General features: G+C 49.1%; 21 protein-coding genes, 1 tRNA gene and 2 pseudogenes. 10 read left to right on the top strand and 14 right to left on the bottom strand.

All coding sequences use genetic code 11. The features are described 5' to 3' along the window. Window positions 1-44 precede the first annotated feature (44 nt). Window positions 45-500: a macrodomain Ter protein MatP gene (gene matP, locus EH228_RS03665; protein ID WP_152320326.1), complete on the top strand. Its 456-nt coding sequence runs from the start codon at window positions 45-47 to the stop codon at window positions 498-500. 164 nt (window positions 501-664) lie between these two features. Here matP and ompA read toward each other — a convergent pair whose 3' ends face one another. Together ompA and sulA are read right to left on the bottom strand one after the other, a co-directional pair. After that, window positions 665-1,732 (bottom strand): porin OmpA, encoded by a 1,068-nt coding sequence (gene ompA, locus EH228_RS03670; RefSeq protein WP_152320327.1) that lies wholly within the window; start codon window positions 1,730-1,732, stop codon window positions 665-667. A gap of 348 nt (window positions 1,733-2,080) precedes the next feature. Further along, window positions 2,081-2,590 (bottom strand): SOS-induced cell division inhibitor SulA, encoded by a 510-nt coding sequence (gene sulA, locus EH228_RS03675; protein ID WP_152320328.1) that lies wholly within the window; start codon window positions 2,588-2,590, stop codon window positions 2,081-2,083. Window positions 2,591-2,804: 214 nt separating this feature from the next. Here sulA and EH228_RS03680 point away from each other — a divergent pair, with 214 nt between their 5' ends. Then, window positions 2,805-3,422 (top strand): TfoX/Sxy family DNA transformation protein, encoded by a 618-nt coding sequence (locus EH228_RS03680; protein WP_152320329.1) that lies wholly within the window; start codon window positions 2,805-2,807, stop codon window positions 3,420-3,422. Window positions 3,423-3,438: 16 nt separating this feature from the next. Here the strand turns inward: EH228_RS03680 and yccS are convergent, their stop codons facing one another. Both yccS and EH228_RS03690 read right to left on the bottom strand, forming a co-directional pair. Further along, window positions 3,439-5,577: a YccS family putative transporter gene (yccS, locus tag EH228_RS03685; RefSeq protein ID WP_152320330.1), complete on the bottom strand. Its 2,139-nt coding sequence runs from the start codon at window positions 5,575-5,577 to the stop codon at window positions 3,439-3,441. A gap of 7 nt (window positions 5,578-5,584) precedes the next feature. Beyond that, window positions 5,585-6,031, bottom strand: a complete 447-nt coding sequence (locus EH228_RS03690; protein ID WP_152320331.1) for a YccF domain-containing protein — start codon at window positions 6,029-6,031, stop codon at window positions 5,585-5,587. A gap of 132 nt (window positions 6,032-6,163) precedes the next feature. Between EH228_RS03690 and helD the strand changes: the two genes are divergently transcribed. Next, window positions 6,164-8,218: a DNA helicase IV gene (helD, locus tag EH228_RS03695; protein WP_152320332.1), complete on the top strand. Its 2,055-nt coding sequence runs from the start codon at window positions 6,164-6,166 to the stop codon at window positions 8,216-8,218. Between the two features lie 25 nt (window positions 8,219-8,243). On the opposite strand, the gene EH228_RS03700 is transcribed toward helD, so the two are convergent. Together EH228_RS03700 and EH228_RS03705 are read right to left on the bottom strand one after the other, a co-directional pair. Continuing rightward, on the bottom strand, window positions 8,244-8,711 hold the full coding sequence (locus EH228_RS03700; protein WP_152320333.1) for a methylglyoxal synthase: 468 nt from the start codon (window positions 8,709-8,711) through the stop codon (window positions 8,244-8,246). Between the two features lie 82 nt (window positions 8,712-8,793). Continuing rightward, entirely contained in the window at window positions 8,794-9,450 is a 657-nt protein-coding gene (locus tag EH228_RS03705) for a YccT family protein (RefSeq protein WP_152320334.1), read from the bottom strand. A 183-nt stretch (window positions 9,451-9,633) separates the two neighbouring features. On the opposite strand from EH228_RS03705, the gene EH228_RS03710 reads away from it, so the two are divergent. Beyond that, on the top strand, window positions 9,634-10,050 hold the full coding sequence (locus tag EH228_RS03710) for a CoA-binding protein (RefSeq protein ID WP_152320335.1): 417 nt from the start codon (window positions 9,634-9,636) through the stop codon (window positions 10,048-10,050). A gap of 28 nt (window positions 10,051-10,078) precedes the next feature. On the opposite strand, the gene hspQ is transcribed toward EH228_RS03710, so the two are convergent. Both hspQ and rlmI read right to left on the bottom strand, forming a co-directional pair. Next, window positions 10,079-10,396: a heat shock protein HspQ gene (gene hspQ, locus EH228_RS03715; protein ID WP_152320336.1), complete on the bottom strand. Its 318-nt coding sequence runs from the start codon at window positions 10,394-10,396 to the stop codon at window positions 10,079-10,081. Between the two features lie 62 nt (window positions 10,397-10,458). Further along, complete coding sequence (gene rlmI, locus EH228_RS03720) at window positions 10,459-11,649, bottom strand: 23S rRNA (cytosine(1962)-C(5))-methyltransferase RlmI (protein WP_152320337.1); 1,191 nt, start codon at window positions 11,647-11,649, stop codon at window positions 10,459-10,461. A gap of 86 nt (window positions 11,650-11,735) precedes the next feature. Here rlmI and yccX point away from each other — a divergent pair, with 86 nt between their 5' ends. After that, the gene (gene yccX / locus EH228_RS03725) at window positions 11,736-12,014 is read left to right on the top strand and encodes an acylphosphatase (RefSeq protein ID WP_152320338.1); all 279 of its coding nucleotides are present in this window, start codon (window positions 11,736-11,738) and stop codon (window positions 12,012-12,014) included. Window positions 12,015-12,048: 34 nt separating this feature from the next. Here yccX and tusE read toward each other — a convergent pair whose 3' ends face one another. Next, a complete protein-coding gene (tusE, locus tag EH228_RS03730) occupies window positions 12,049-12,375 on the bottom strand; it encodes a sulfurtransferase TusE (protein ID WP_152320450.1) in 327 nt (108 codons plus the stop codon). Window positions 12,376-12,498: 123 nt separating this feature from the next. Beyond that, window positions 12,499-13,158, bottom strand: a complete 660-nt coding sequence (yccA, locus tag EH228_RS03735) for an FtsH protease modulator YccA (protein ID WP_152320339.1) — start codon at window positions 13,156-13,158, stop codon at window positions 12,499-12,501. Between the two features lie 217 nt (window positions 13,159-13,375). On the opposite strand from yccA, the gene EH228_RS03740 reads away from it, so the two are divergent. After that, window positions 13,376-13,463 (top strand) — tRNA-Ser (locus EH228_RS03740). 84 nt (window positions 13,464-13,547) lie between these two features. Here EH228_RS03740 and EH228_RS20695 read toward each other — a convergent pair. Further along, complete coding sequence (locus tag EH228_RS20695) at window positions 13,548-13,676, bottom strand: hypothetical protein (protein ID WP_338030636.1); 129 nt, start codon at window positions 13,674-13,676, stop codon at window positions 13,548-13,550. Between the two features lie 372 nt (window positions 13,677-14,048). Between EH228_RS20695 and EH228_RS03750 the strand changes: the two are divergent. The 3 genes and pseudogenes from EH228_RS03750 to agp form a co-directional block, all read left to right on the top strand. After that, window positions 14,049-14,731 (top strand): annotated as a pseudogene (locus EH228_RS03750) (ISAs1 family transposase); the annotation flags it as partial. A 37-nt stretch (window positions 14,732-14,768) separates the two neighbouring features. Beyond that, a pseudogene (locus tag EH228_RS20415) lies at window positions 14,769-15,260 on the top strand (MarR family winged helix-turn-helix transcriptional regulator). Window positions 15,261-17,105: 1,845 nt separating this feature from the next. Further along, the gene (gene agp, locus EH228_RS03760; RefSeq protein ID WP_152320340.1) at window positions 17,106-18,707 is read left to right on the top strand and encodes a bifunctional glucose-1-phosphatase/inositol phosphatase; all 1,602 of its coding nucleotides are present in this window, start codon (window positions 17,106-17,108) and stop codon (window positions 18,705-18,707) included. Here the strand turns inward: agp and EH228_RS20315 are convergent. Next, entirely contained in the window at window positions 18,677-18,826 is a 150-nt protein-coding gene (locus EH228_RS20315) for a hypothetical protein (protein ID WP_204902646.1), read from the bottom strand. The two genes, agp and EH228_RS20315, sit on opposite strands and share 31 nt — an antisense overlap. A gap of 256 nt (window positions 18,827-19,082) precedes the next feature. Between EH228_RS20315 and EH228_RS03765 the strand changes: the two genes are divergently transcribed. Beyond that, entirely contained in the window at window positions 19,083-19,262 is a 180-nt protein-coding gene (locus EH228_RS03765) for a con-10 family general stress protein (protein ID WP_152320341.1), read from the top strand. Window positions 19,263-19,510: 248 nt separating this feature from the next. On the opposite strand, the gene rutG is transcribed toward EH228_RS03765, so the two are convergent. After that, window positions 19,511-20,833 carry a pyrimidine utilization transport protein G gene (gene rutG / locus EH228_RS03770; protein WP_152320342.1) on the bottom strand — a complete coding sequence of 441 codons (1,323 nt, stop codon included), beginning with the start codon at window positions 20,831-20,833 and terminating at the stop codon, window positions 19,511-19,513. A gap of 50 nt (window positions 20,834-20,883) precedes the next feature. Next, the gene (gene rutF / locus EH228_RS03775) at window positions 20,884-21,405 is read right to left on the bottom strand and encodes an NADH-dependent FMN reductase RutF (RefSeq protein WP_420841447.1); all 522 of its coding nucleotides are present in this window, start codon (window positions 21,403-21,405) and stop codon (window positions 20,884-20,886) included. Between the last annotated feature and the right edge of the window lie 4 nt (window positions 21,406-21,409).

Genomic DNA, 21,409 nt, shown 5'->3' on the forward strand with positions numbered 1-21,409 from the left:
AAGCTGTTATTCTAAATAGGTTATAAGAACAGCGTGAGATTCCGATGAAATATCAGCAACTGGAAAATCTTGAAAGCGGATGGAAATGGAAATACCTGGTCAAAAAACACCGGGAAGGTGAAGCAATCACACGCTATCTGGAATTCAGTGCGGCACAGGCGGCGGTGGATGAACTGCTGGTGATGGAAAATCGCCCGGTTGACGTGCTGCAGTGGATCTCGCGTCATATTAATCCGGCGCTGGAAAACCGCATGAAGCAGACCATTCGAGCCCGGCGTAAGCGCCATTTCAATGCGGAACATCAGCATACCCGGAAAAAATCAATCGATCTGGAATATCTGGTATGGCAACGACTGGCGGGGTTAGCACAGCGTAGAGGTAGCACCTTATCGGAAACGATTGTTCAGTTGATCGAAGATGCGGAACACAAAGAAAAGTATGCCAGTCAGATGTCTTCACTGAAACAGGACCTGAGGGCGATTTTGGGTAAGCCGGATTGACAGAGGAATAGCAGGACGTTGAGATAAATTGTTATTGCCAGAATAGACATAAAAAATCAGGCCTGAACTATGTTTAGGCCTGATTGTCTTTTACCGGCTGGGATAGCTTAAGCTTCCCCAAACGACCGACATGATGCCGTGTCCGGTTTTATCAAAGGAGAAACTTAGCCCTGAGGCTGAGTTACAACGTCTTTGATACCTTTAACCTGAATTTCTACACGACGATCCGGTGACAGGCAATCGATCAGGGCTTTACGGCCTTTCACGCTGTCACAGGTGTTGCCGGTAACTGGGTTAGATTTACCCATACCGCGTGCAGAGATTTTGTTTGAAGGGATGCCTTTAGAAACAAGGTAGTCAACTACGGACTGAGCACGTTTCTCAGACAGTTTCTGGTTGTACTGCTCTGAGCCGATACGGTCAGTGAAGCCCAGAACCACTACGCTACCATCTTTAGGATCAAGAGAGCTCAACTGGGTGTACAGCTGATCCAGTGCTTGCTGTCCTTCTGGCTTCAATGTTGACTTGTTGAAGGTGAACAGAACGTCAGATTTCAGCGTGAAACGTTTGGTTTCAACAACTGGAGCTGGAGCTGGAGCAGGCGCCGGAGCTGCTGCTTCGTCCTGACCAAAGCGGTAAGAAACACCGACGCTCAGCATGCTGTTATCTGGACGCGCACCAACGGTGTTTGCATCACCGATGTTGCTAACCCACTGGTAGTCCAGACGGGTAGCCCAGTTTTTGGTCAACGCATATTCAACACCAATTGCTGCCAGTGGAGAAACACCGGTATCGTGATCGCTGATGCGACCAGTCGTTGGGTTAGTCTGCGTTGAATCTGCACGCCATACCATGCCGCCCAGACGAGTATAGATGTCCAGGTCGTCAATGATTGGGTAGCTTAATTTAGCAGCCAACTGAACGCCTTGTGCTTTAAATGCACCGTTAGTCGAACTACCTTTATTAGGCATACGACCCAACCAGTCATAACCCAGTTCGAAACCCAGGTATTGGTTAACCTGGTAGCCACCGAATGCACCAGCACCCAGTTGGCTTTCGTGAGTTGGACCGTTGTTGGTATTCTCGTAACCGTTACCATAGTAACCAGTGTCGTGGTACTGAGACCAGCCCAGTTTCGCACCGGTATACCAGGTGTTATCTTTAGGGGCGGCCTGCGCTACGGTAGCGAAGCCAGCCAGTGCCACTGCAATTGCGATAGCTGTCTTTTTCATTTTTTGCGCCTCGTTATCATCCAAATAGGCAATGAGCTTTTGTTCGCTCTTTGATTAATCCTTCGCTGGGTTATGACGCTCGATTATGACCCATCCCAAAAAGGGAGATTATTGAGCACCCTAGCGACGTAAAGTCTACAACGTACTGGCAAACTTACAAGCATGATGTGATGTACGCTAGAAAAAAAACAGGCATTCATACACAATTTTACACATTTAAGGACAAGTTATGCGCTGGGACAATGTGGTAAAAATGCCGCTAAACCATTGTCACGCCGCGCCATAACATAATCAGAAGGTTATCGTGCCCTGCCAGAAAAATCCCGATGAGATTAGTCCTATTTTTACTTAATGATACAAATTAGACTGAATTTTTAAGCCGCTAAAGGGTCTGCGCTGAGAAATATTGCTGGGGTCTGGACGCATAATCAATCCTAAAGCCTGGCCACAAGACGCTGCATTCTGCAACCTGTGACGATCATCCTCAGTTATCTCATCAGGTAACCAGCTCAACACCACACTGTAGTTTCCTGTCTGCAAAGCTTTAATCATTGCTTCGACGGTGGTTATCGCATCGGTTGATTGTACCTGCATCACTTTATCCAGCGGTAAACCAGACTGCTGTAGCCAACTGCGGCTCAGTCTTTGACGAGGGGTCAGCCATAGCTGCCAGCGAGACTGGGTACCCAGTTGCTGTAAAAGCGGCAGCAACAGCATCTGGGTCATACCTGATTGACTCTCACTGTAGATTAGTTCACTGATTAATCCAGATACTTTGGCTGTCTGCGGGGCAGAGTGGGATGAGATCGGATGAACATTAGCGTTAACAGATTGAGATTTCAGAAAATGAGTTTGCATAATGGCATGGCTCGCTGGTTACTGTATGTATATACAGTATATGGGCAGTGGGCAAAGATCAACCCTATTTTTTGGTAATGTCTCGCAAAAACGCAATGTAAGTGACCGTAACAGCAATTAGTAATTGAACCTATAACTGCGATTGCCTATTTTCCCAGTGCTGACAGGAAGTTTCAGGGACTTTTTCATCAGACTAATAAATAAGGAAAAAAATATGGATGGCTCAAATGGCTCAAAAAGCAGGATCGCCAGCACCAAAATCAAACTTGCAGCATTAGGCGAAATTAAATGCCGTAGCCAGTTTGGCGGTTACAGTCTTTCGGTGGATCATGCTGTCTTTGCGCTGGTCTCGGAGGGGGAACTGTATTTACGGGCCTGTGAGCAGGTCAATTCTTACCTGACAGAAAGGAAAATGGAGATCTTAACGTTAAATAAAAGAGGGATTCCGGTTGCGCTTAATTATTATCGGGTTGATGATCCTCTGTGGCAGGCGCCACAGCAGCTTTTGGCACTCTCTAAGTTGTGCCTGCAAGGGGCGCAACAGCAGAAAGCGAGCATCCACAAGGATCCCCGACTGAAAGATTTACCCAATCTTACTATGCGTCTGGAAGTCTTGCTGCGACACGTTGGGATAAGTACGGTGAGAATGCTGAAAGAGCAAGGGGCCAAACGTAGTTGGTTAAAATTACATGCCCGGAATAAAAATCTGGGGATCAATGTGTTGTTTGCTCTGGAAGGCGCCATCCTTGGCCAGCATTATGCGGCGTTACCGCCAGAGTTAAAAGCAGAATTGCGCCACTGGTACAGTGAAGCTCTGCAGATAAATCATTAAACAGGGTAACTGCATTTTACTCTGTAATAATCTGACATTTCAGTTGTGCAATTTCCGGTAATAATGCGATCAGCAAGCCGACCTGTTGTAGTACAAGAGGTTCTTTTGTTTCCGGGTCGGCTTCAATCACGTCAATGCGCTCTGAAAGGTTGTTCAGTAGCCGCAGGGCCTTTGATTCATCGACGATATCAATATGCAAGACATCATCAACATAGCAGACGGCATCATCCATTAATTGTAGCATTGGCTGGTGAGTTATTTTTTCGCGATGAGCGCCCAGCGCTGAAATGTAGCTCAGAAAAGAGTGATTAAGGCACAACAAGCGGAAAGCATCTTCCCGCAATGTGACACTGACATTTTTTTCGGCTGATAAATTTGACACCACCGAAGCAAGCTCCGCATCACCGTTGTGTGCATCTCTCCGGGCTATGCGATAGTCAAGACGGTTATCTTTCCCCTGGTGATATTGCACGAGGATAGCATCCAGATAGCGGCAGTTGGCATTCAGTGTCCGCTCTATCACTGAAGAGAGACGACGGAAACGCCAGTCAGGCCAGATAAAGGCCACCGCCATCCAGGCTATTCCACAGCCAATCAGCGTATCGACAATTCGTGGGATCGCTACTTCGAACCCTTCTCCCAGCAGGTTGAAACAGCACAGTACCAATAGTGTGATAAACATCGTGGCATTGGCGTAACGAGACTGGCGGAAAGCAAAAAACAGCACCCCGCTGATCACAATCATTAACAGTTGTCCTGCAACGGAGGGAATCAACCACAGTAGCGGCAGACCCATCACAATACCGGCCAGCGTACCGGCAATACGCAAGGCCAGTCGGCGTTTGGTGGCATTGTAGTTGGGCTGACAGACGAACAGGCTGGTCAACAGGATCCAGTAGCCGTGCTGCAGTCCGGTCAACTGAATAAAGACATAGCCGGTGCACAGCAGCAGAGACATGCGAACAGCGTGGCGGAACAACGCGGATTCTGGCGTAAGATGGCTGCTAATGCGTAGTCTGATGTCAGACCAGCCGGTCAGCCCTTCGTTGGAGAGCAACTGATCGCGGCCACTGTCGTTTTCTGCCAGGATTTGCTCTGATTCAATGGTGGCGAGTTGGGCATCAATAGCCTTCAGGTTATTCAGCAGGTAATTCATCGCTTTCAAATCACTGCTGCCCGGTTGGGTAGCGTTCAGACGTCCCAGTGCGGCGAAGATATGAGCAAAAGCTCGTTCGAAGCGGGTATCATGCAGGTAAGGTTCACGCATCAGGATACAGTCTGCCAGTTGCTGACAAGCTTTAGCTTGTAGTGACAGTAAACGTTGAAAACGGAACAGAATATCGCTGTAACGATATTCGCGGCGCAAAGTATGGTACTGGACATGAGAAGAACTGGCCCGCTCGTGAATATCCTGCGCAACGAAGTAATAATGAAGTGTGCGACGGGTGCCGCGTTGCCCACGGTCTCCACGCAAACGTGACTGGAGTGATATTTTGGTCTGGTTTAGCGTGGCGACCAGTTGACTGTTAGCCATCGCCACCTCAATCAGCGGAGTATTATCTTGCTCTTCGAGATCGGGATCGAATAAGCCAGCCTTTGCTTCAAGATAGACGGCGAGTCCTTCAAAGCTGCGGGCGATATTTTCCTGCAACGGACGGATCGGAAAGATAACGTGTCCGGTTAATGTCAGCAGGTTATACCAGATGGCACCGATCAGCAGCAGCAAAGGCTGGAGATACCACTGCGAAAACAGCCCTATCCCCAACAGAGTATAAATGGCGATCAGCAACGCACCAAAGGCGATGGTGGCGTAACGTTGTCCGAGCGCGCCAAGCAAAATAAAGCCCCAGGTCGACAGTGTCAGCCCAAGGGTAAACAACCAGGGATAAGGATAAAGAAGTTCGATAGAAATCGAGGCGATGCAGAAACAGACCAGGATTATCAGCAAATTGAGTAGTCTGCCGCTGAGTCGGTCATCAAGGTCGGTCAGTGCGGCAGCGACCACACCCAACGTTAAAGGGATGGTCCAGGTAATCTGCCCAAGCCACCAGGGGAGACCGGTGGTTCCCGCCAGCGTGAACAAGATTCGCAGGTTATATAACAGGGCAGAGTTATAGGCGTAGCGCCGTAGGCGGGGCGTCAGAGTTAAGCGCATCGGGGGTTCAGTTAAACTGACTGCGAGCGTTGGCTTCCCGGGCGGCTCTGGCCACTTCGACACTGACTACCCGGCGTCCTATTGGCCACAGCGCAATCGCTGCAATCTTTAAGTTAGCAATACCTGTCGGGATACCAATAATAGTGACGCACTGTACTATGCCGCTGATGATATGCATCACACATAGCCACCAGCCAAAAAATATCAGCCACAAAATATTTAACAGCGTACCGCCGGAGTTCATCAACACACTTTTGTTATCCGGGCGCAGTTCATCCACATGTATCGCTTCGTTGCCGTAGGGGAGTAGTGAGAGTTTTGTAATCTCCCAGCAGGAACGGGTTAATGGCAGGGTAAAGATGAAAATAATGCTGACCAGCGTCGCCACCAGCCAGGAAAATGTGGTGACAAAACCACCTAAAAAGAAATTAAGAATGTTTAAAACTGTACGCATCAGATAACTTTCCTCACAGTATGTGGTACGAGGCAGGTCAATTCGTTGATTGTACCGTGTTTTAAGGCTGGAGCGGTACAGTCTCGCCAGTTAAACTACATCCTGTGAAGATAGGCGCACCTGGGGAAGGTTATGGAACTGAAAGCAACGTCGCTGGGCAAGCATTTGGCGCAACATCCCTATAACCGGGTGAGGTTGCTGTCTGCTGGTGTCGAAGTCAGTGGCGAAAAGCATGAATACCTCATTCCATTTAATCAACTTTTAGCCATCAAATGTAAACGCGGTCTGGTCTGGGGGGAACTGGAATTTACGTTGCCGGATGAGAAGGTCGTTCGTTTGCATGGTACGGAATGGCAGGAGACGCAGCGTTTCTTTCATTACCTGAATCAGTCATGGCAACGCTGGAGCGAGGAAATGAGTATTGTTTCCGCGCAGGTTCTTGCTGAGCAGGTAGCGAAAATCAGTGAGTCTGAGCAGCAGGACAAATGGCTGAAGTGTAGCGATATTACAGGTTGGCGAGGGGCAATCCTTGAGGCATTCGCCTCTCAGCCACTGCCTGTGGTGCGGCTTGATGAGTTTGATAACTGCCGGGAAGCGTATCATTTTTGTCTGCAGTGGCTTGAAAATAGCGATGAACAGCGGCAAGCGCATAATGCGCAGTGGTCGGAAAAAATGCTGACGCAGTACGCTGACTTTTTTAATACCGTCGAAACCTCCCCGCTTAATCCGTCACAGGCGAAAGCCGTGGTTAATGGTGAAGAGAGTTTACTGGTGTTGGCGGGAGCCGGAAGTGGTAAAACGTCGGTGTTAGTTGCGCGAGCCGGCTGGTTGCTGATGCGCAAACAGGCGTCACCAGAGCAGATCCTGTTGTTGGCGTTTGGTCGTCAGGCGGCTGAAGAGATGAATGATCGTATCAGGCAACGGCTGAATACGGAGGGAATTCAGGCCCGGACATTCCACTCTCTTGCACTGAGTATTATTCAGCAGGGCAGCAACAAGTCACCATCCATCAGTAAACTAGAGACCGACACCACGTTGAGACATAAGCTGCTTATTGATGTCTGGCGACAGCAGTGTAGCGAAAAAAAGGCGCATGCCAATGGTTGGCGGCAATGGCTACAGGACGAGCTGATGTGGGAGCTTGATGACGGCAATTACTGGCTGGATGATCGTCTGGCACAGCGCCTGGCAAGTCGGCTTGAGCGCTGGCTGGGACTGATGCGCATGCATGGCGGTGCGCAAGCGGCGATGATTGAATCAGCGCCGGATGAAGTGCGTGATGTGTTTTCAAAACGAGTGAAATTAATGGCGCCGCTGATGAAAGCATGGAAAAGCGCACTGAAAGAAGAAGGTGCTGTGGATTTCTCCGGGCTGATTCATCAGGCGGTGAGTATTCTTGATAAAGGTCGCTTTATCACCCCATGGAAGCATATTCTGGTTGATGAGTTTCAGGATATCTCGCCACAGCGAGCCGCGCTACTGGCTGCTCTCAGAAGGCAAAATCGGCAGACATCGTTGTTTGCTGTAGGGGATGATTGGCAGGCAATTTACCGGTTTAGCGGTGCGGAGATGACCCTGACCACGGCATTCCATCATCACTTTGGCGAAGGGGATCGCTGTGTACTGGATACGACCTACCGTTTTAATGACCGGATCGGCGAAATTGCTAATAAGTTTGTGCAGAGTAATCCATATCAGTTGAAGAAACCGCTGAATAGCCTCGATAAAGGTAATAAAAAAGCCATTTCGTTGCTGCCGGAAACGCAGTTGGAAGCCTTATTGAACAAAATCAGTGGTTATGCGACAGCCGATGAGCGGATTTTGCTGTTGTCCCGTTACCATCATGTGCGCCCGGTCATGCTGGATAAAGCTAAAACACGCTGGCCTGGTCTGAAAATTGATTTTGCAACGATTCATGCCAGTAAGGGGCAGCAGGCAGATTATGTGATACTGCTGGGGTTGCAGAGTGGGAAAGATGGTTTCCCGGCGGTCGCCAGAGAATCGGTAATAGAACAGGCGTTGCTACCGCCGCCGGAAAATTTCGCTGATGCGGAAGAGCGTCGATTAGCCTACGTGGCAATCACTCGCGCCCGGCGGCAGGTCTGGATGCTTTACTCCCCTGAAAACCCGTCAGTATTCGTGGACGAGTTTAAGCGAATGGGTGTTCCGGTACTGCGTAAGCCGTAATCCATGCAGGTGTGAAGGAACTCGCTCACTCAGGTTGTTTCAGACGCTCCTGCAGATAGTGCTGGTAGTCTGGAATAATAATGTCCACTGGCTGTGAAAACAGCGGCGAATGGATAATGAAATCAGCGGTGGAACGGTTCGTCGCTACCGGGATATTCCAGACGGTCGCCAGGCGTAGCAGTGCTTTTACATCCGGATCATGCGGGACGGCGTTCAGCGGATCCCAGAAAAAAATCAGCACATCGATTTTCCCTTCCGAAATCAGCGCGCCTACTTGCTGATCACCTCCCATCGGACCGCTCAACATCGCGGTAACCGGCAGACCCGTGGCGCGCTGGATAAGGTTGCCAGTGGTACCTGTCGCATATAGTGTGTGGGCCTGTAACGCTTCTTTATGAGTGTCTACCCATTGCATCAATGATGATTTGCAGTGATCGTGTGCAACCAATGCTATCTGTTTTTTGCTCGAAATCTTGCGAGTAGTTTGATCCATTCTGTTATCCTGCTTCTGTGTCAAATAGGGTTTAGGGCACAGTGATAAAACCTGTCGAGTGTAGGCTGACGTCAGTAAGACATCAACTGGTGCGTAGCACTCTTAACAGCCCGCGCAGGCGTTGTCGTGTTGCGGTATCTACCTGTTGATACCACAGATACAGTATCCGGTGGCTTACGTGTTCTTCTCCGTTCGTGTCGCGGGTCTCGTTCAGGTCGTTGGCCGCAGCCGGAAAATGACTTGAGGAGGTGGGTTGCGCGAAGCGGGGGACGGAGGCGATGTTATTTTTCATGTTGTAAACCATCATCGCCTGTTCATAATTATCATCAGTGAGGGCGATCAGGTAATCTTGCTGATTGTCTACCAATTGGTGATGTTCATCGTACAGTTGAAATTCTGGATGCTGGTTAAATAGTGTTCCCTGCTGAATGCTCATTAACGTCGGTAGGGCAATCGTGATGGATTTTGTCTGTGCAGTAAACGTAGCGATCAATGGTGTGGAAACCCACTGCGAAGTCATTTGCGGATCGACTTGCAGGTTCTTTTCCACACGAAACAGTATTTGATGTTGACCATGATTAAGTTCAAGCCCGTCAGCACCTTTCAGTAGAGAGCCAGAAATCTTATGACCATCCAGGACTAACAGGTCAATTTCAGGTGCAAGTTTCAGGGTAGTTGCCTGAGCGAAGGTCGTAACCAGTAGTATGAACAGTCCTGTAATGACCAGAGGCAGCTTCATTACGTTCTCCAGATGAGCGGAACACCAAATGTATCAAAGTCTTTCAGTATGGCACTATATTAACATTTCAACATAGTTATTCATGCTATTATTTCCTGGTATTGCCGCAACGATGATTGTTGAACATTTTTTGTCCGGTGACCAGCATCTAATGCAAGGTATCTGATTGATAAGGAGTGGCCAGTGCAAGATCAAACGATTGCCGATGTTTTGACGTCTACTCACCATATCGCGCTGGTGGGGGCCAGTGAAAAACCGACCCGTGCAAGCTACGACGTAATGGCATACCTGCTGGCTCAGGGGTATAAAGTAACGCCTGTCAGCCCAAAACTGGCTGGGCAGACGTTACAAGGACAGTTGGTCTATGCGAAGCTGGAAGATATTCCCGAGCCAGTAGATATGGTGGACGTTTTTCGTAATGCCCAGGCAGCTTACGGCGTTGCCCAAGAGGCGATGGCTATCGGTGCCAAATATCTGTGGCTGCAGTTGGGGGTAATTAACGAGCAGGCCGCAGTACTGGCTGGTGATGCCGGATTAACTGTGGTGATGGATCGCTGTCCAAAAATCGAGATTCCACGGCTTGGGCTACAAAAAAGTTAAGAACCGTAATCGTACTGCGGTGTTCTTATTAATTTCTCAAGCGTGGGGCCTGAAGCTGTTCGCGGATGGACGCCGCCAGTTCGTCCATCGAAGGTTGTTCCGGATGCTCGCCGGGTAATTCCCAGGAAAGATGCGCTTCAGCCAGGTAGGTATGTACCGTTTCGCCGTCCCCATTTTCCATAACGACATGATACCAGGGAGCATTCAGCAGTGAATCGCTACCAATAGTGGCAACAATGTCCGGATTGTCTAAAGAGTACACCGGATCAACATCCACCACGACGCCAAGGAAACCGAGCAGTTTATGCCGTACCTGTTGACCGAGTCCAAATTTGCTGGCAATCATATTGTGACCTCCTGAGAAACTTGCCCTGCAACCAAAATGGGGACAAGGATTGAGTTTTCAAGTCACAAAACGCGGCAGGCAAAACCTTTCAGGTACAGACCTTCCGGATAACTGGCAAGCACGGGATGATCAGCTGCCTGACGGAACTGTTCTATAAATTGAACATCACGCCGCGCATCCAGCGCCGCATCGGCGATAATCTTCTGGAATAAATCTGTTGGCATCAAGCCGGAGCAGGAGAATGTCAGCAGCATTCCTCCGGGGTTAAGTAACTGTATGGCCAGCATATTAATGTCTTTATAGCCACGGCAGGCCGCGTTTAACTGATTTTTATTTTCGACAAACTTAGGTGGGTCCATTACGATCAAATCGAACGTTTCGCCATTATCGCGGTAGCGGCGCAGTAACTTAAAAACGTCATCTCGCAGGAATTCCGCTTTCGACACATCCAGCCCGTTTAACTCAACGTTCTGCCGTGCGACATCCAGTGCCGCCTGAGAAGTATCGACACTAATTACTTGTTTGCAATTGCCTAATAGAGCAGAAACAGCAAATCCCCCCGTATATGAGAAGCAGTTCAGCACACGAGCACCACTTGCATAGCGACGGGTAGCGAGGCGACTGTCACGCTGATCGAGATAGTAGCCAGTTTTGTGACCGGTTTGGATATCCACCAACAGTTGCATACCGTGTTCGGTAATCGGCAGCAATTCAGGCGGTGTTTCACCCAGCACTACGCCTTGAGTCAGTTCCAGACCTTCTTTTTTGCGCACTGACACATCAGAGCGATCGTAGATGGCGCAGTGTGGATAGCACTGTTGCAGGGCGGTAATTAACGTTGCCCGTTGGTACTCAGCTCCAGCGGAGAGCAGTTGCAATACCAGGAAGTTGCCGAAGCGGTCAATGGTTATCCCCGGCAGACCATCAGATTCACCGGCAATCAGGCGATAACTGTCTAAATTGTCACGCAACGCCAGCCAGTCACGCAGTTTCTGGGCTGTCTGCAGACGCTGAACGAAGAAGTCGGTGTCAATGGACTCATTCTGTTGCCAGCTCCAGACACGGGCGCGGATTTGTGATGCAGGGGACCAGGCAGCACTGGCCAGCCAGTTACCATTATAGTCACAGACGTCAATGGTTTCTCCCGACAGGGCTTTTCCTTCCATCCGGGCAATGGCACCGGAAAAAACCCATGGATGGCGGCGGAGCAAGGATTTCTCACGCCCTTTGGCAAGAATCAAACGAACAGTCATATTTGCTATGCTTACAGTCAGAAAATCAGGCGTTATTGTCCGGTGACCGCTGCAAAATTGCAATCAGCGTCTTTACAGGAGGGGAAATGGCAACTGTTTGTATCCGGGCCTGGGTTTACGGTTTGGTTCAGGGCGTGGGATTTCGCTACAGCACGATGAACGAAGCTAAAGCTCGTGGACTAAAAGGTTATGCCCGCAATCTGGATGATGGCAGCGTGGAGGTGATGGCTTATGGTGAAGCACGCGAGGTGGATGCATTACTGGACTGGCTGAAAGCAGGGGGGCCGCGTAGCGCCAGAGTGGATAAAGTGCTGGCAGAACCGTATCATCCACAGCAAGAACCCCAGGGGTTTACCACCAGGTAACCGCCAGTTTAGCGGCCACGTGAAATCCCGTTTATTACAGACATTTTGCCGGTTTAGGCAAACCGGCGATTTTAGTGGCTTGCTTAGCGGGACCTTTTGGGAACAGACGAAACAAATAGCGACTGTTGCCTTTTTCCTCACCATATTTTTTTGCCATCGCTTTGACCAACATACGCACGGCTGGTGAGGTATTAAACTCCAGGTAAAATTCACGTACAAAGCGCACCACTTCCCAGTGGGCTTCACTCAGAGTGATGCCTTCCTCCTCTGCCAGCAACAGGGCAATAGCCTCATGCCAGTCAGCGGTTGATTTCAAATAACCCTGTGCGTCGCGCTCAATCTTTTTACCGTCGAAGTACACCGTTTTACCTCTCACTTAATTAACGCTCTGCAGTTTACTCCAGGCTGGTGGCTTGACAAGTTTCTCTGTGGTAAAAAAAAGCCCCACGGGAGGGGCTCTATGTTGATCGGCGGATTTACTTTATCAATTATTGCGTGATGACATGCCAAGGATACTTAGCAGACTGACAAAGATATTATAAATTGAAATATACAGGCTGACAGTCGCGCGGATGTAGTTAGTCTCTCCACCATGGATGATGTTGCTGGTTTCCCACAGGATGGCACCAGAAGAGAACAACACGAACATTACGCTAATTGCCAGATGCAGGGCTGGAATATGCAGAAACAGGTTCGCAACAACAGCCACTAACAGTACGACAAAGCCAGCCATCATCATTCCACCCAGGAAAGACATATCCTTACGGGTAGTCAGTACATAAGCAGAACAACAGAAGAACACCAGTGCCGTGCCGCCGAGTGCCAGACCGATCACTTCCCCCATGCCAACTGACAACAGGCTGTTTAACATCGGCCCAAGGCAATACCCCAGGAATCCCGTAAAAGCAAAAGCTGCCAGCAGGCCGGCCGGACTATCTGCCAGACGATAAGTCAGGAACATCAGGCCGTAGAAGCCAGCCAGCATCAGAATAAAACCAGGAGCAGGCAGGGCGAAGACAGTACTCAGTGTTGCGGTTACTGCGGAAAAGGCCAGTGTTAACCCCAGCAAGAAATAGGTATTACGCAGCACCTTATGGCTGGTAATTAACGAACTTTGCCGTGTGTTTGTTAAAATGCGATCCATAAAAATACCTCTCAGGGTCACTAAGTTAACCGTGAGGATAAGGATTGTAACGGAGCGGGGGAAGACGTTTTACCCTTCTTTACGCGATAAACTGCTGTTTCTGTGAGCAGGGTGGCGATAATAACGGCAAGAAAACGCAAATAGGCTATTTTTAAGGCAATTGAATCAAAACCCACTTTACATCGCCAGAGAGGATGTTTATAGTGCGCGTCATTGCGGAGGGGTGGCCGAGTGGCTGAAGGCACCGGTCTTGAAAACCGGCGACGGGAAACCGTTCGAGAGTTCGAATCTCTCCTCCTCCGCCAACAAATTTTAAGGGGTTACCGAAAGGTAACCCCTTCTTGTTTTAGGGGGGTCGGTATATCCTGCGTTAATAGCCACCACACCAGCTAAATAATCAGGGCAACAAGCGCTAATAAACCTGTTATTGCCAGTGCAGGCTTCAGCTCAAGTCGTGAAAACAACGGTTCGGCGCTGGCGGCACCTAAAACTTCGCACATTGATGCTTCACTTCTCATCCTGCCGCCTCCAGCGAGTGTAGCGCTATTATGCAAAGCTATTTAGCGCGGCATCTGCCATCATGCCGGTGCTAAACAGAGACATTAACGTGTTAGCCGATTGCGGGTATTCTTTTCTTATCAGCGCAGGCATTAACGCCTGAATGATGCCCAATGCCCGCCCTGCTGGCTAAAGCTGTGCTCATCAACCCTGTAAGGGATGAACTAAAACCACGTAGTGAACAGGTGAGAAACAGGATAGAAAGCCCTGCTGTAATCCCCCGAATTACACCGAGTCTAGCGCAGCCAGCCCATCATTGCGACCGGCAGAGGGGTAAGCAGACTGAATTCAGTGGCTGACAACCCGGTTTCTTCACGCCAGGGAAAGATCATGAAAATGACATTATTGCAATTGATGGGAAAACGTTTCGTCATTTTTATGATAAAAGTCGCCGGCGGGGAGCCATTCATGTAATAAGTGCCTGCGCCACAATGCACACCGGGTACTGGGCCAGATAAAAAAGGATGAGAAATCTAACGAGATTACAGCGAGCCCAGAGCTTATTAACCTTCTGGATATAAAGGGAAAACTGATAACAACCAATGTCATAGGATGTCAGAAAGAGAGAGCGGAAAAGATACGAGCTCAACAGGGTGACTATTTATTTGCGGTAAAGGGAAATCAGGGACGATTAAATAAAACATTTTCTGATAATTTCCTGTTAAAAGAAATAAACAATTCAGGCTATGACAGTGACAGCACAGCGGAAAAGAGTCATGGCAGAGAAGAAACCCGCCTTCATATTGTCAGTGATGTTCCGGATAATGTGATTGATTTTACATTTGAATGGAAAGGCTTAAAGAAACGGTGTGTGGCAGTGGTATTTTTCCCAGAAATAAAAGAGAAAAAGAAAGAGCCAGAAATGCACGTTCGCTATTATATCCGTTCATCAGATTTAACGGCGGAGCGATTTGCCACAGCGATGAGGAACCACTGGCGTATAGAAAATAAATTACACGGGTGTCTTGATGTGGCAATGAACGAGGATAACGGCCGGATAAGAAGAGGTAGCGCACTATTCGACACATTACCCCTACTTTTAAGGAGGGGTAATGCAAGACCATATCGACTTCGTTGTCAGCCAATGGGGCAGGCGCAATGCCGGAACTGAATGTTTCTTCGATGAAAATCTTTGGCCGAATGCTGAGGTTGATAAAGCATCTGGGAAAAAAAACGAGCACAGGTGCTGAAGCCGTTTGGCTTTCGTGATGGTGAATTTGATGGGCTTGCCACTTTGCGCCGCTCCGGTACGCCTTATTGTCTTTCACCAACCCAACTGTATAAATCGTTGCTTGTGACTTCCGGGGCGATGACTCATTCGTCTTAATCATCTGGAACAGGAAGGTTTCATTGAACGTATCAGCGATCCTGACGACAAACGCAGCACATTGGTTAGCCTGACGTCTCGGGGGCAGCATCGCATTGAGCAAGCGTTGTTCGTTCACACTGCAACGCAAGACGCAATACTGGCCAATTTATCTGGAGCACAGCGGGAGCAGCTTGAAACGCTGCTAAGGTATTTGCTGTTGACATTTCCAGGTTGAAATGAGGAACGTGACATGACGTCCCCCTGGCACAGGGCGTTTTTCTTTCCGGAGTAATCTCATCAATGTGGCTGAACGTGTAACCAGTACCAGTCCTGACAAGGGCGTGGTAACCGGCATTTCTCTTGTAAGTATTTTTGGCGCGCTGGGGTACCCTTACTGCTATTGGAATATTCGCCGGGATGGCTATGTTTATCGCCCCACAGCGGATTTTCGGCCTGTTATTTGCCGTGGGAGTGGCGGATGCGCCTTTACTGCCAGCCTGCAGTTTATCGTGTTACTACATGATTAACTGACGGTTTTATCTCGTGGGGCCGGTTACCAAGGCCTGGAAACATTAAAGGACGATAATGCGTGTTATGGAGCACAAAATTTCGATGTAATGTCACTCTTGTAAAACGATTGGTATTTTCAGTTCTGCTGAGGATCATGAAAAGTCATTGATCGCTTTCGAAAAATTCGCATTCAGATAATTAGTTTTATTACCTCAGTCTGTAATGCGACCTTCCTGTCTTTTTACTCATTGTTGAATGAGTGTTTATAATTATGCGTTATAATTATCCTTTTTGATGTAACTCGAGGGATTATTATGCTTTATTTTAAAACTATTTATTTTAGAACGATGTTATGTTTGTTTTCCCAGATGTTTTTTATCCTGTCGATGCTCCTGGGGGGAGTATGGTTAGCGGTATTTTAGCAGGGCATCGGGTTCGATAGTGGTTACTACCGAGTGTTCAGATGGATATCGTTACGTCCTGTGAGTCGTTTATTTTAAAGTTGCATACCTTGCAACGAAATTTTTTTAGTAAGTAAAATATCCGTCATGTTATTTTTTTAATTTTCGCATTTTTTGTGAAAAGTATCTGTTGTAGGTCATGTTTAATAGCGCACCATTAAAATAGCACGGGATTTATAAATTGCCCTGATTGGTTATTTCTGTGAGTTATATTGAAAAATAAACATAAAAAAACCGATACACATTCTATAACAGTACTCCTGCTGTTTGTGATCTGCTATGTATTGGTCATGACGGGTATCATCACGGTAGTGATGAGTTATCATGATCTGTTCCACTTCTTATTGCATTAAGTTGTGCGGTATTCAAATGTCAGTCGCATGTCCTGAATAATCTACCGATAAAGCCGTGTTGAATAAACCAATTTTCTGACTCTTGTCAGAGTCATATATATTGTGGCAAAAAGTTCAATGATCTCGGTTCAGGGGGAAGATTCACCCGGGAATTAACCTACAGACTGAGCGTAACATCAAGATGCTGTGGTCAATGGCACAGATGACACCCGTCAGTGTCGTGATACCCGGACATTAAGAGATTATTCTCCTCCAGATATTGCCCGGGTATTGACCGGTGGGCAGACTGCGCCTTATTGACACATACGGTGGTCAACACACTGGTGGTCTGAAGGATGATGGGGACAAATTTCGAACAATATACTCAGAGATATACTGATGTTAATCATTTTCCCAGAGTTTAAAGCCGACGACGAGAAACCGTTTAAATCTTTGGTGTTTTAAATTATTTATAAAATTCAAATGGTTAATCAATGTCGGTCTGTGTTCCTTTCAATTTTTCCTGCTTTCTCGGGCTGTAGTCCAGTGTGATGATGAGAGCATTCCTAAAACATCTTGTTTCTTTTCAATCTATTGATGTGTCTAAACGGCAAAGACGATATTCTGTTATATTCTCAACACGAATGATAAGACCATGCCCAGCCTCTTTTCCCTGGAGTGATGCTGCGAGTATGATTTGCGGTGTTGTGAACTTTTTTCAGCGGCATCGATTTTTCCCGGTTGGGTGATTTACCCTTGAATCAATGGAAAACACACATGATTACAAAGATGAGTCTCTGCGCGCTAGCGATCTGCTCAGCAGTGAGTGGAATATCAGCTTATGCGGCTGATGGCAATTACCAGCTTGAACAAGTGTTGATGATGAGTCGTCATAACCTCCGGGCACCGCTGGCCGACAATGGCAGTGTACTGGCCCAGTCCACAAAAAAAGCCTGGCCGCAATGGGATGTGCCAGGGGGACAACTGACAACCAGGGGCGGCATACTTGAAGTCTATATGGGGCGCTATACCCGTGAGTGGCTGGCACAACAGGGACTTGTGGCGAGTGGAGAATGTCCGGCCAGTGATGATATCTATGCCTATGCTAATAGCCTGCAGCGTACAGTCGCCACAGCCCAATACTTTGTTACTGGCGCGTTCCCTGGTTGTGATATCCAGGTTTCCCATCAAGATGGAATGGGGACCATGGATCCGGTGTTTAATCCGGTGATTATTGATGGCAGTGAAGCTTTCAACAAACAGGCGTTGGACGCGATGAACAGTGCGAGCGAGAAGCTGGAACTCAAGCCAGCTTTTCAGCGTCTTGAAAAAATTATCGATTACAAAAACTCCCCGGCTTGCGATGGTAAGAAGCAATGTGATCTTTCCAGTGACAAGCAAAATAAATTTTCAGCAGAGAATGGCAAAGAGCCCAGTGTTTCTGGCCCGCTGAAGGTGGGTAATTCGCTGGTTGATGCTTTCACCCTGCAATATTACCAGGGTTTTCCACTCGACCAGGTAGCCTGGGGGCAGATTAGAACGCCTGAGCAGTGGAAAGAACTGTCGGCGATCAAAAACGCCTATCAGGATACTCTTTTTACCTCGCCTGCAGTAGCCCGTGATGTTGCTGCTCCGTTGGTTGACTATATCCGCAGTATGCTGGTAGACGAAGATAAGGCTAACGCGCCGAAAGTGACTCTGATGGTTGGGCATGACTCCAATATCGCTTCGCTGCTGACTGCGCTGGACTTTAAACCTTACACGTTGCCAGAACAGAACGAGCGTACGCCGATTGGCGGTATGATTCAGTTTCAACGCTGGCACGATAAGAAAAACAATCAGGAACTGATGAAGGTGGAATACGTTTATCAGACCACTGAACAGTTGCGTAATGTTACACCGCTGTCACTGGAGACGCCGCCCAGGCGTGTGACACTGGAAATGAATGGCTGCAAGATTGATGCTAATGGTTTCTGTCCGTGGAACCAGTTCACGCAGGTTCTGAATAACGCGCTTCAGGGGACGCCAATGGCTGTTTCTCAGCCAGAGCCTCAGCCTGCGGTTGAGGTTCCGGCTGCACCATCTGCTGCTGTTGCTGTCCCAACCGCCGATAAAATTGCTGCTGATAAAGCGGCTGCCGATCAGGCGGCTGCCGATAAAGCCGCTCAGGCAAAAGCCTCAGCGGAGAAAGCGGCGGAAGATAAAGCGGCGGCAGATAAAGCGGCAAAAGAGAAGGCTGCTGCTGATAAAGCCGCTGCTGATCAAGCGGCGAAAGTGAAAGCCGAAGCAGATAAAGCTGAAAAAGCCAAAACGGGGCAATCAGTACCACAACCGCAATCAACACAACCTCAGCCGCCAGCGGTTGAGAAAGCTTCCTGACTGTTTTTGACGGCAAAGAAGGTGACATCATAATATCGATCGTTTAGCCGTACCTGAACGCTTGCTGACAATGAGTGACCATCCGGGATCAGGCCTTTGATCCCGGCTTTTGCCGTCATGCCTTCTGTTAAACATGTTTTCGCTCTACGACTTTACTGCGCCCTATCAGTTCGTCTTTATCGGTTTTTTTGAAGACACGAAGTCGCACGGCATCGTTATTTTGCGGTTTCCAATCTCCAGTGTGGTTGTCGTCAGACTGATAATCTATGCTTAATAATGTGGTGGGGAGTGTAGGCTCTCGATTAAGTCTTGGTAGCTGGCCGAATGCTTTCCGCAATAATGCCGTTTGACGGCTTAATGATTCGGAGGTAAGAAATGGCAGAACATCGTGGTGGATCTGGAAATTTCGCTGAAGACCGTAAAAGAGCATCAGAAGCAGGTCGAAAAGGCGGTCAGGCCAGTGGTGGAAACTTCAAAAACGACCCTCAACGAGCTGCGCTGGCTGGCGAAAAAGGGGGGCGTCGCAGCCGTGGTCATCGGGCTAAAACGGATTAAACGGTAAGGTAATCTCATCTCCTGAACCGCCGGGCCAGCCCTGGCGGTCATATTCAGACTTGACTCATACGCTATCACCGTACACTGGCGTCAAATTTCGCTTCGCGTTTGCTGTGCCCATCTTCCTGCTCTGGGTGGGGTTATTCACCTTTGCCGTTCAGCAATGAGGATTGTGTCTGTGAGCGGACTGACGTTGAAGAAAAAAATGCGAAGGCGGAGCTGCCTTCGCCGGAAGACGGAGAGTTCGATTAGCTGTCCTGACGGGCTATATCTCTCATAGCGTCGGTACGACGATGACGGAGAATCGCGTTGAGAATAATTGCGCCAAACGTCGCCGTACCGATACCGCCTATGGTAAAACCGCCGACTCGCAATGCGAAGTCTCCCGCACCCAGTACCAGCGTGACGGCAACCATAATCAGGTTGTTGTTTTGCCCAAGATCCACATGGTTCTGTACCAGGATACGCGCTCCTGCTACCGCAATCAGTCCGAAGACCACAATGGAGGCTCCACCGATCACCGGACCAGGGATGGTGTGAATCAGCGCGCCGAATTTTGGCGAAAAGCCCAGAATGATGGCGATTGCTGCAGCGGCCACAAACACCAGCGTGGAATAAACTTTTGTCACCGCCATCACGCCGATATTCTCAGCATAAGTGGTGACACCGCTTCCCCCAACACTACCCGATAACATGGTTGCCAGGCCGTCACCGATAAACGCTCGCCCCATATAGGGGTCGAGATTATTGCCGGTCATCCCGGCCACAGCTTTAATATGTCCGAGGTTTTCCGCGACCAGGATAATCGCGACCGGCGCAATCATAATCATCGCGTGGCTGTTAAACACCGGAGTGGTCGTAGGGGGGAGGCCGAACCAGGGGGCATGGGCGATCAGGCTGAAATCAACGGGTTTGCCCAGGCCAAGTCCATTGGTCAGCAAGGCATAAATCGCCCAGGCTGCAATCAGGCCGACGAGGAGCAGCAGACGCTGCACCATACCGCGGGTAAATACGGCGACCAGACCAATACAAACCACCGTCATCACGGCTATCCAGCTATCAAACATTGAGCCGGAAACGCCACGTACCGCGATGGGGGCGAGATTCAGACCAATTGCCATGACCACTGCACCTGTTACCGCGGGTGGCATTAGTTTTTCAATCCAGCGGGTTCCCGCCTTTAGCACCACCAGTCCGATAAAGGCGTAAACCAGACCACAGGCGATAATTCCCCCCAGCGCCACATCGAGGTGTGGGTTGAGCCCCTGGCCATTAAAACCAGTGACGGCGATGACCACGCCGACAAATGACGCACTGGAGCCAAGATAGCTGGGAACACGACCACCGGTTATCAGGAAAAATAGCAATGTACCGATACCGGACATCAATATCGACAGATTAGGATCGAGCCCCATCAACAGAGGCATCAGTACGGTGGCGCCAAACATTGCCACCGCATGTTGCAGACCCATGATCATTGTTTGTCCCAGCGGTAACGTCGCATCAGGTGCAACGACCCCTTGCGCCGTTGCTGACTGTTTACGCCATTGAGGAAACCAGGAACTTGCCATCGTCTATCTCCCAGGAAGTGAATAAAGCAGTGACCGTCAGGACGGTGTGATCAGGCTTCCTGCCGCATTACATGATGATAGCCACGATCAAAATAGATCAGACCGTGGGGACGCTCATTACAAATTAAGGCTTGTGCTTCACAAAGCAGCATGTCATGGGTGCCAATGCTGACAATCTTCGTGACTTTGCAGTCGAAAGAAGCCACCGCACCCGTCAGAATCGGTGAGCCGGTAACCAATTGTGCCCAGTCGGCCGCAATAAATCGCTCAGCCATTGGCGTTTTACCGCCAAACAGATTGGAAAGCGATTCATGGCCAGCCGCCAGGGTATTGATGCACAATTGTTGATTGGTTTTGAACACCTCATAAACCGACGCGGAACGGTTCAGGCACACCAGTAACGTGGGTGGAGTATCGGTAACGCTACACACCGCAGTTGCGGTGAAACCAGCGCGGCCCGCCGGGCCATCAGTGGTGATGATATTGACCGCTGCACCAAGGCGGGCCATCGCGTTACGGAAATCTTGTTTTTCAACGCCGTTAACCGTTGCTACGGTTGTCAGGGTTTCCATCGAC

The organism is Erwinia endophytica, assembly GCF_009295515.1.
In the GTDB taxonomy this organism is placed as follows: domain Bacteria; phylum Pseudomonadota; class Gammaproteobacteria; order Enterobacterales; family Enterobacteriaceae; genus Erwinia; species Erwinia endophytica.

Coding starts and splice junctions, on each gene's coding strand:
- rutF (WP_420841447.1), bottom strand. CDS start 21,405: ATGGAAACCCTGACAACCGTAGCAACGGTTAACGGCGTTGAAAAACAA.
- EH228_RS20315 (WP_204902646.1), bottom strand. CDS start 18,826: ATGACGGCAAAAGCCGGGATCAAAGGCCTGATCCCGGATGGTCACTCA.
- sulA (WP_152320328.1), bottom strand. CDS start 2,590: ATGCAAACTCATTTTCTGAAATCTCAATCTGTTAACGCTAATGTTCAT.
- EH228_RS20695 (WP_338030636.1), bottom strand. CDS start 13,676: ATGAGAAGTGAAGCATCAATGTGCGAAGTTTTAGGTGCCGCCAGCGCC.
- EH228_RS03700 (WP_152320333.1), bottom strand. CDS start 8,711: ATGGATCAAACTACTCGCAAGATTTCGAGCAAAAAACAGATAGCATTG.
- EH228_RS03765 (WP_152320341.1), top strand. CDS start 19,083: ATGGCAGAACATCGTGGTGGATCTGGAAATTTCGCTGAAGACCGTAAA.
- EH228_RS03690 (WP_152320331.1), bottom strand. CDS start 6,031: ATGCGTACAGTTTTAAACATTCTTAATTTCTTTTTAGGTGGTTTTGTC.
- rlmI (WP_152320337.1), bottom strand. CDS start 11,649: ATGACTGTTCGTTTGATTCTTGCCAAAGGGCGTGAGAAATCCTTGCTC.
- agp (WP_152320340.1), top strand. CDS start 17,106: ATGATTACAAAGATGAGTCTCTGCGCGCTAGCGATCTGCTCAGCAGTG.
- rutG (WP_152320342.1), bottom strand. CDS start 20,833: ATGGCAAGTTCCTGGTTTCCTCAATGGCGTAAACAGTCAGCAACGGCG.
- yccS (WP_152320330.1), bottom strand. CDS start 5,577: ATGCGCTTAACTCTGACGCCCCGCCTACGGCGCTACGCCTATAACTCT.
- yccX (WP_152320338.1), top strand. CDS start 11,736: ATGGCAACTGTTTGTATCCGGGCCTGGGTTTACGGTTTGGTTCAGGGC.
- EH228_RS03680 (WP_152320329.1), top strand. CDS start 2,805: ATGGATGGCTCAAATGGCTCAAAAAGCAGGATCGCCAGCACCAAAATC.
- matP (WP_152320326.1), top strand. CDS start 45: ATGAAATATCAGCAACTGGAAAATCTTGAAAGCGGATGGAAATGGAAA.
- yccA (WP_152320339.1), bottom strand. CDS start 13,158: ATGGATCGCATTTTAACAAACACACGGCAAAGTTCGTTAATTACCAGC.
- EH228_RS03705 (WP_152320334.1), bottom strand. CDS start 9,450: ATGAAGCTGCCTCTGGTCATTACAGGACTGTTCATACTACTGGTTACG.
- hspQ (WP_152320336.1), bottom strand. CDS start 10,396: ATGATTGCCAGCAAATTTGGACTCGGTCAACAGGTACGGCATAAACTG.
- helD (WP_152320332.1), top strand. CDS start 6,164: ATGGAACTGAAAGCAACGTCGCTGGGCAAGCATTTGGCGCAACATCCC.
- ompA (WP_152320327.1), bottom strand. CDS start 1,732: ATGAAAAAGACAGCTATCGCAATTGCAGTGGCACTGGCTGGCTTCGCT.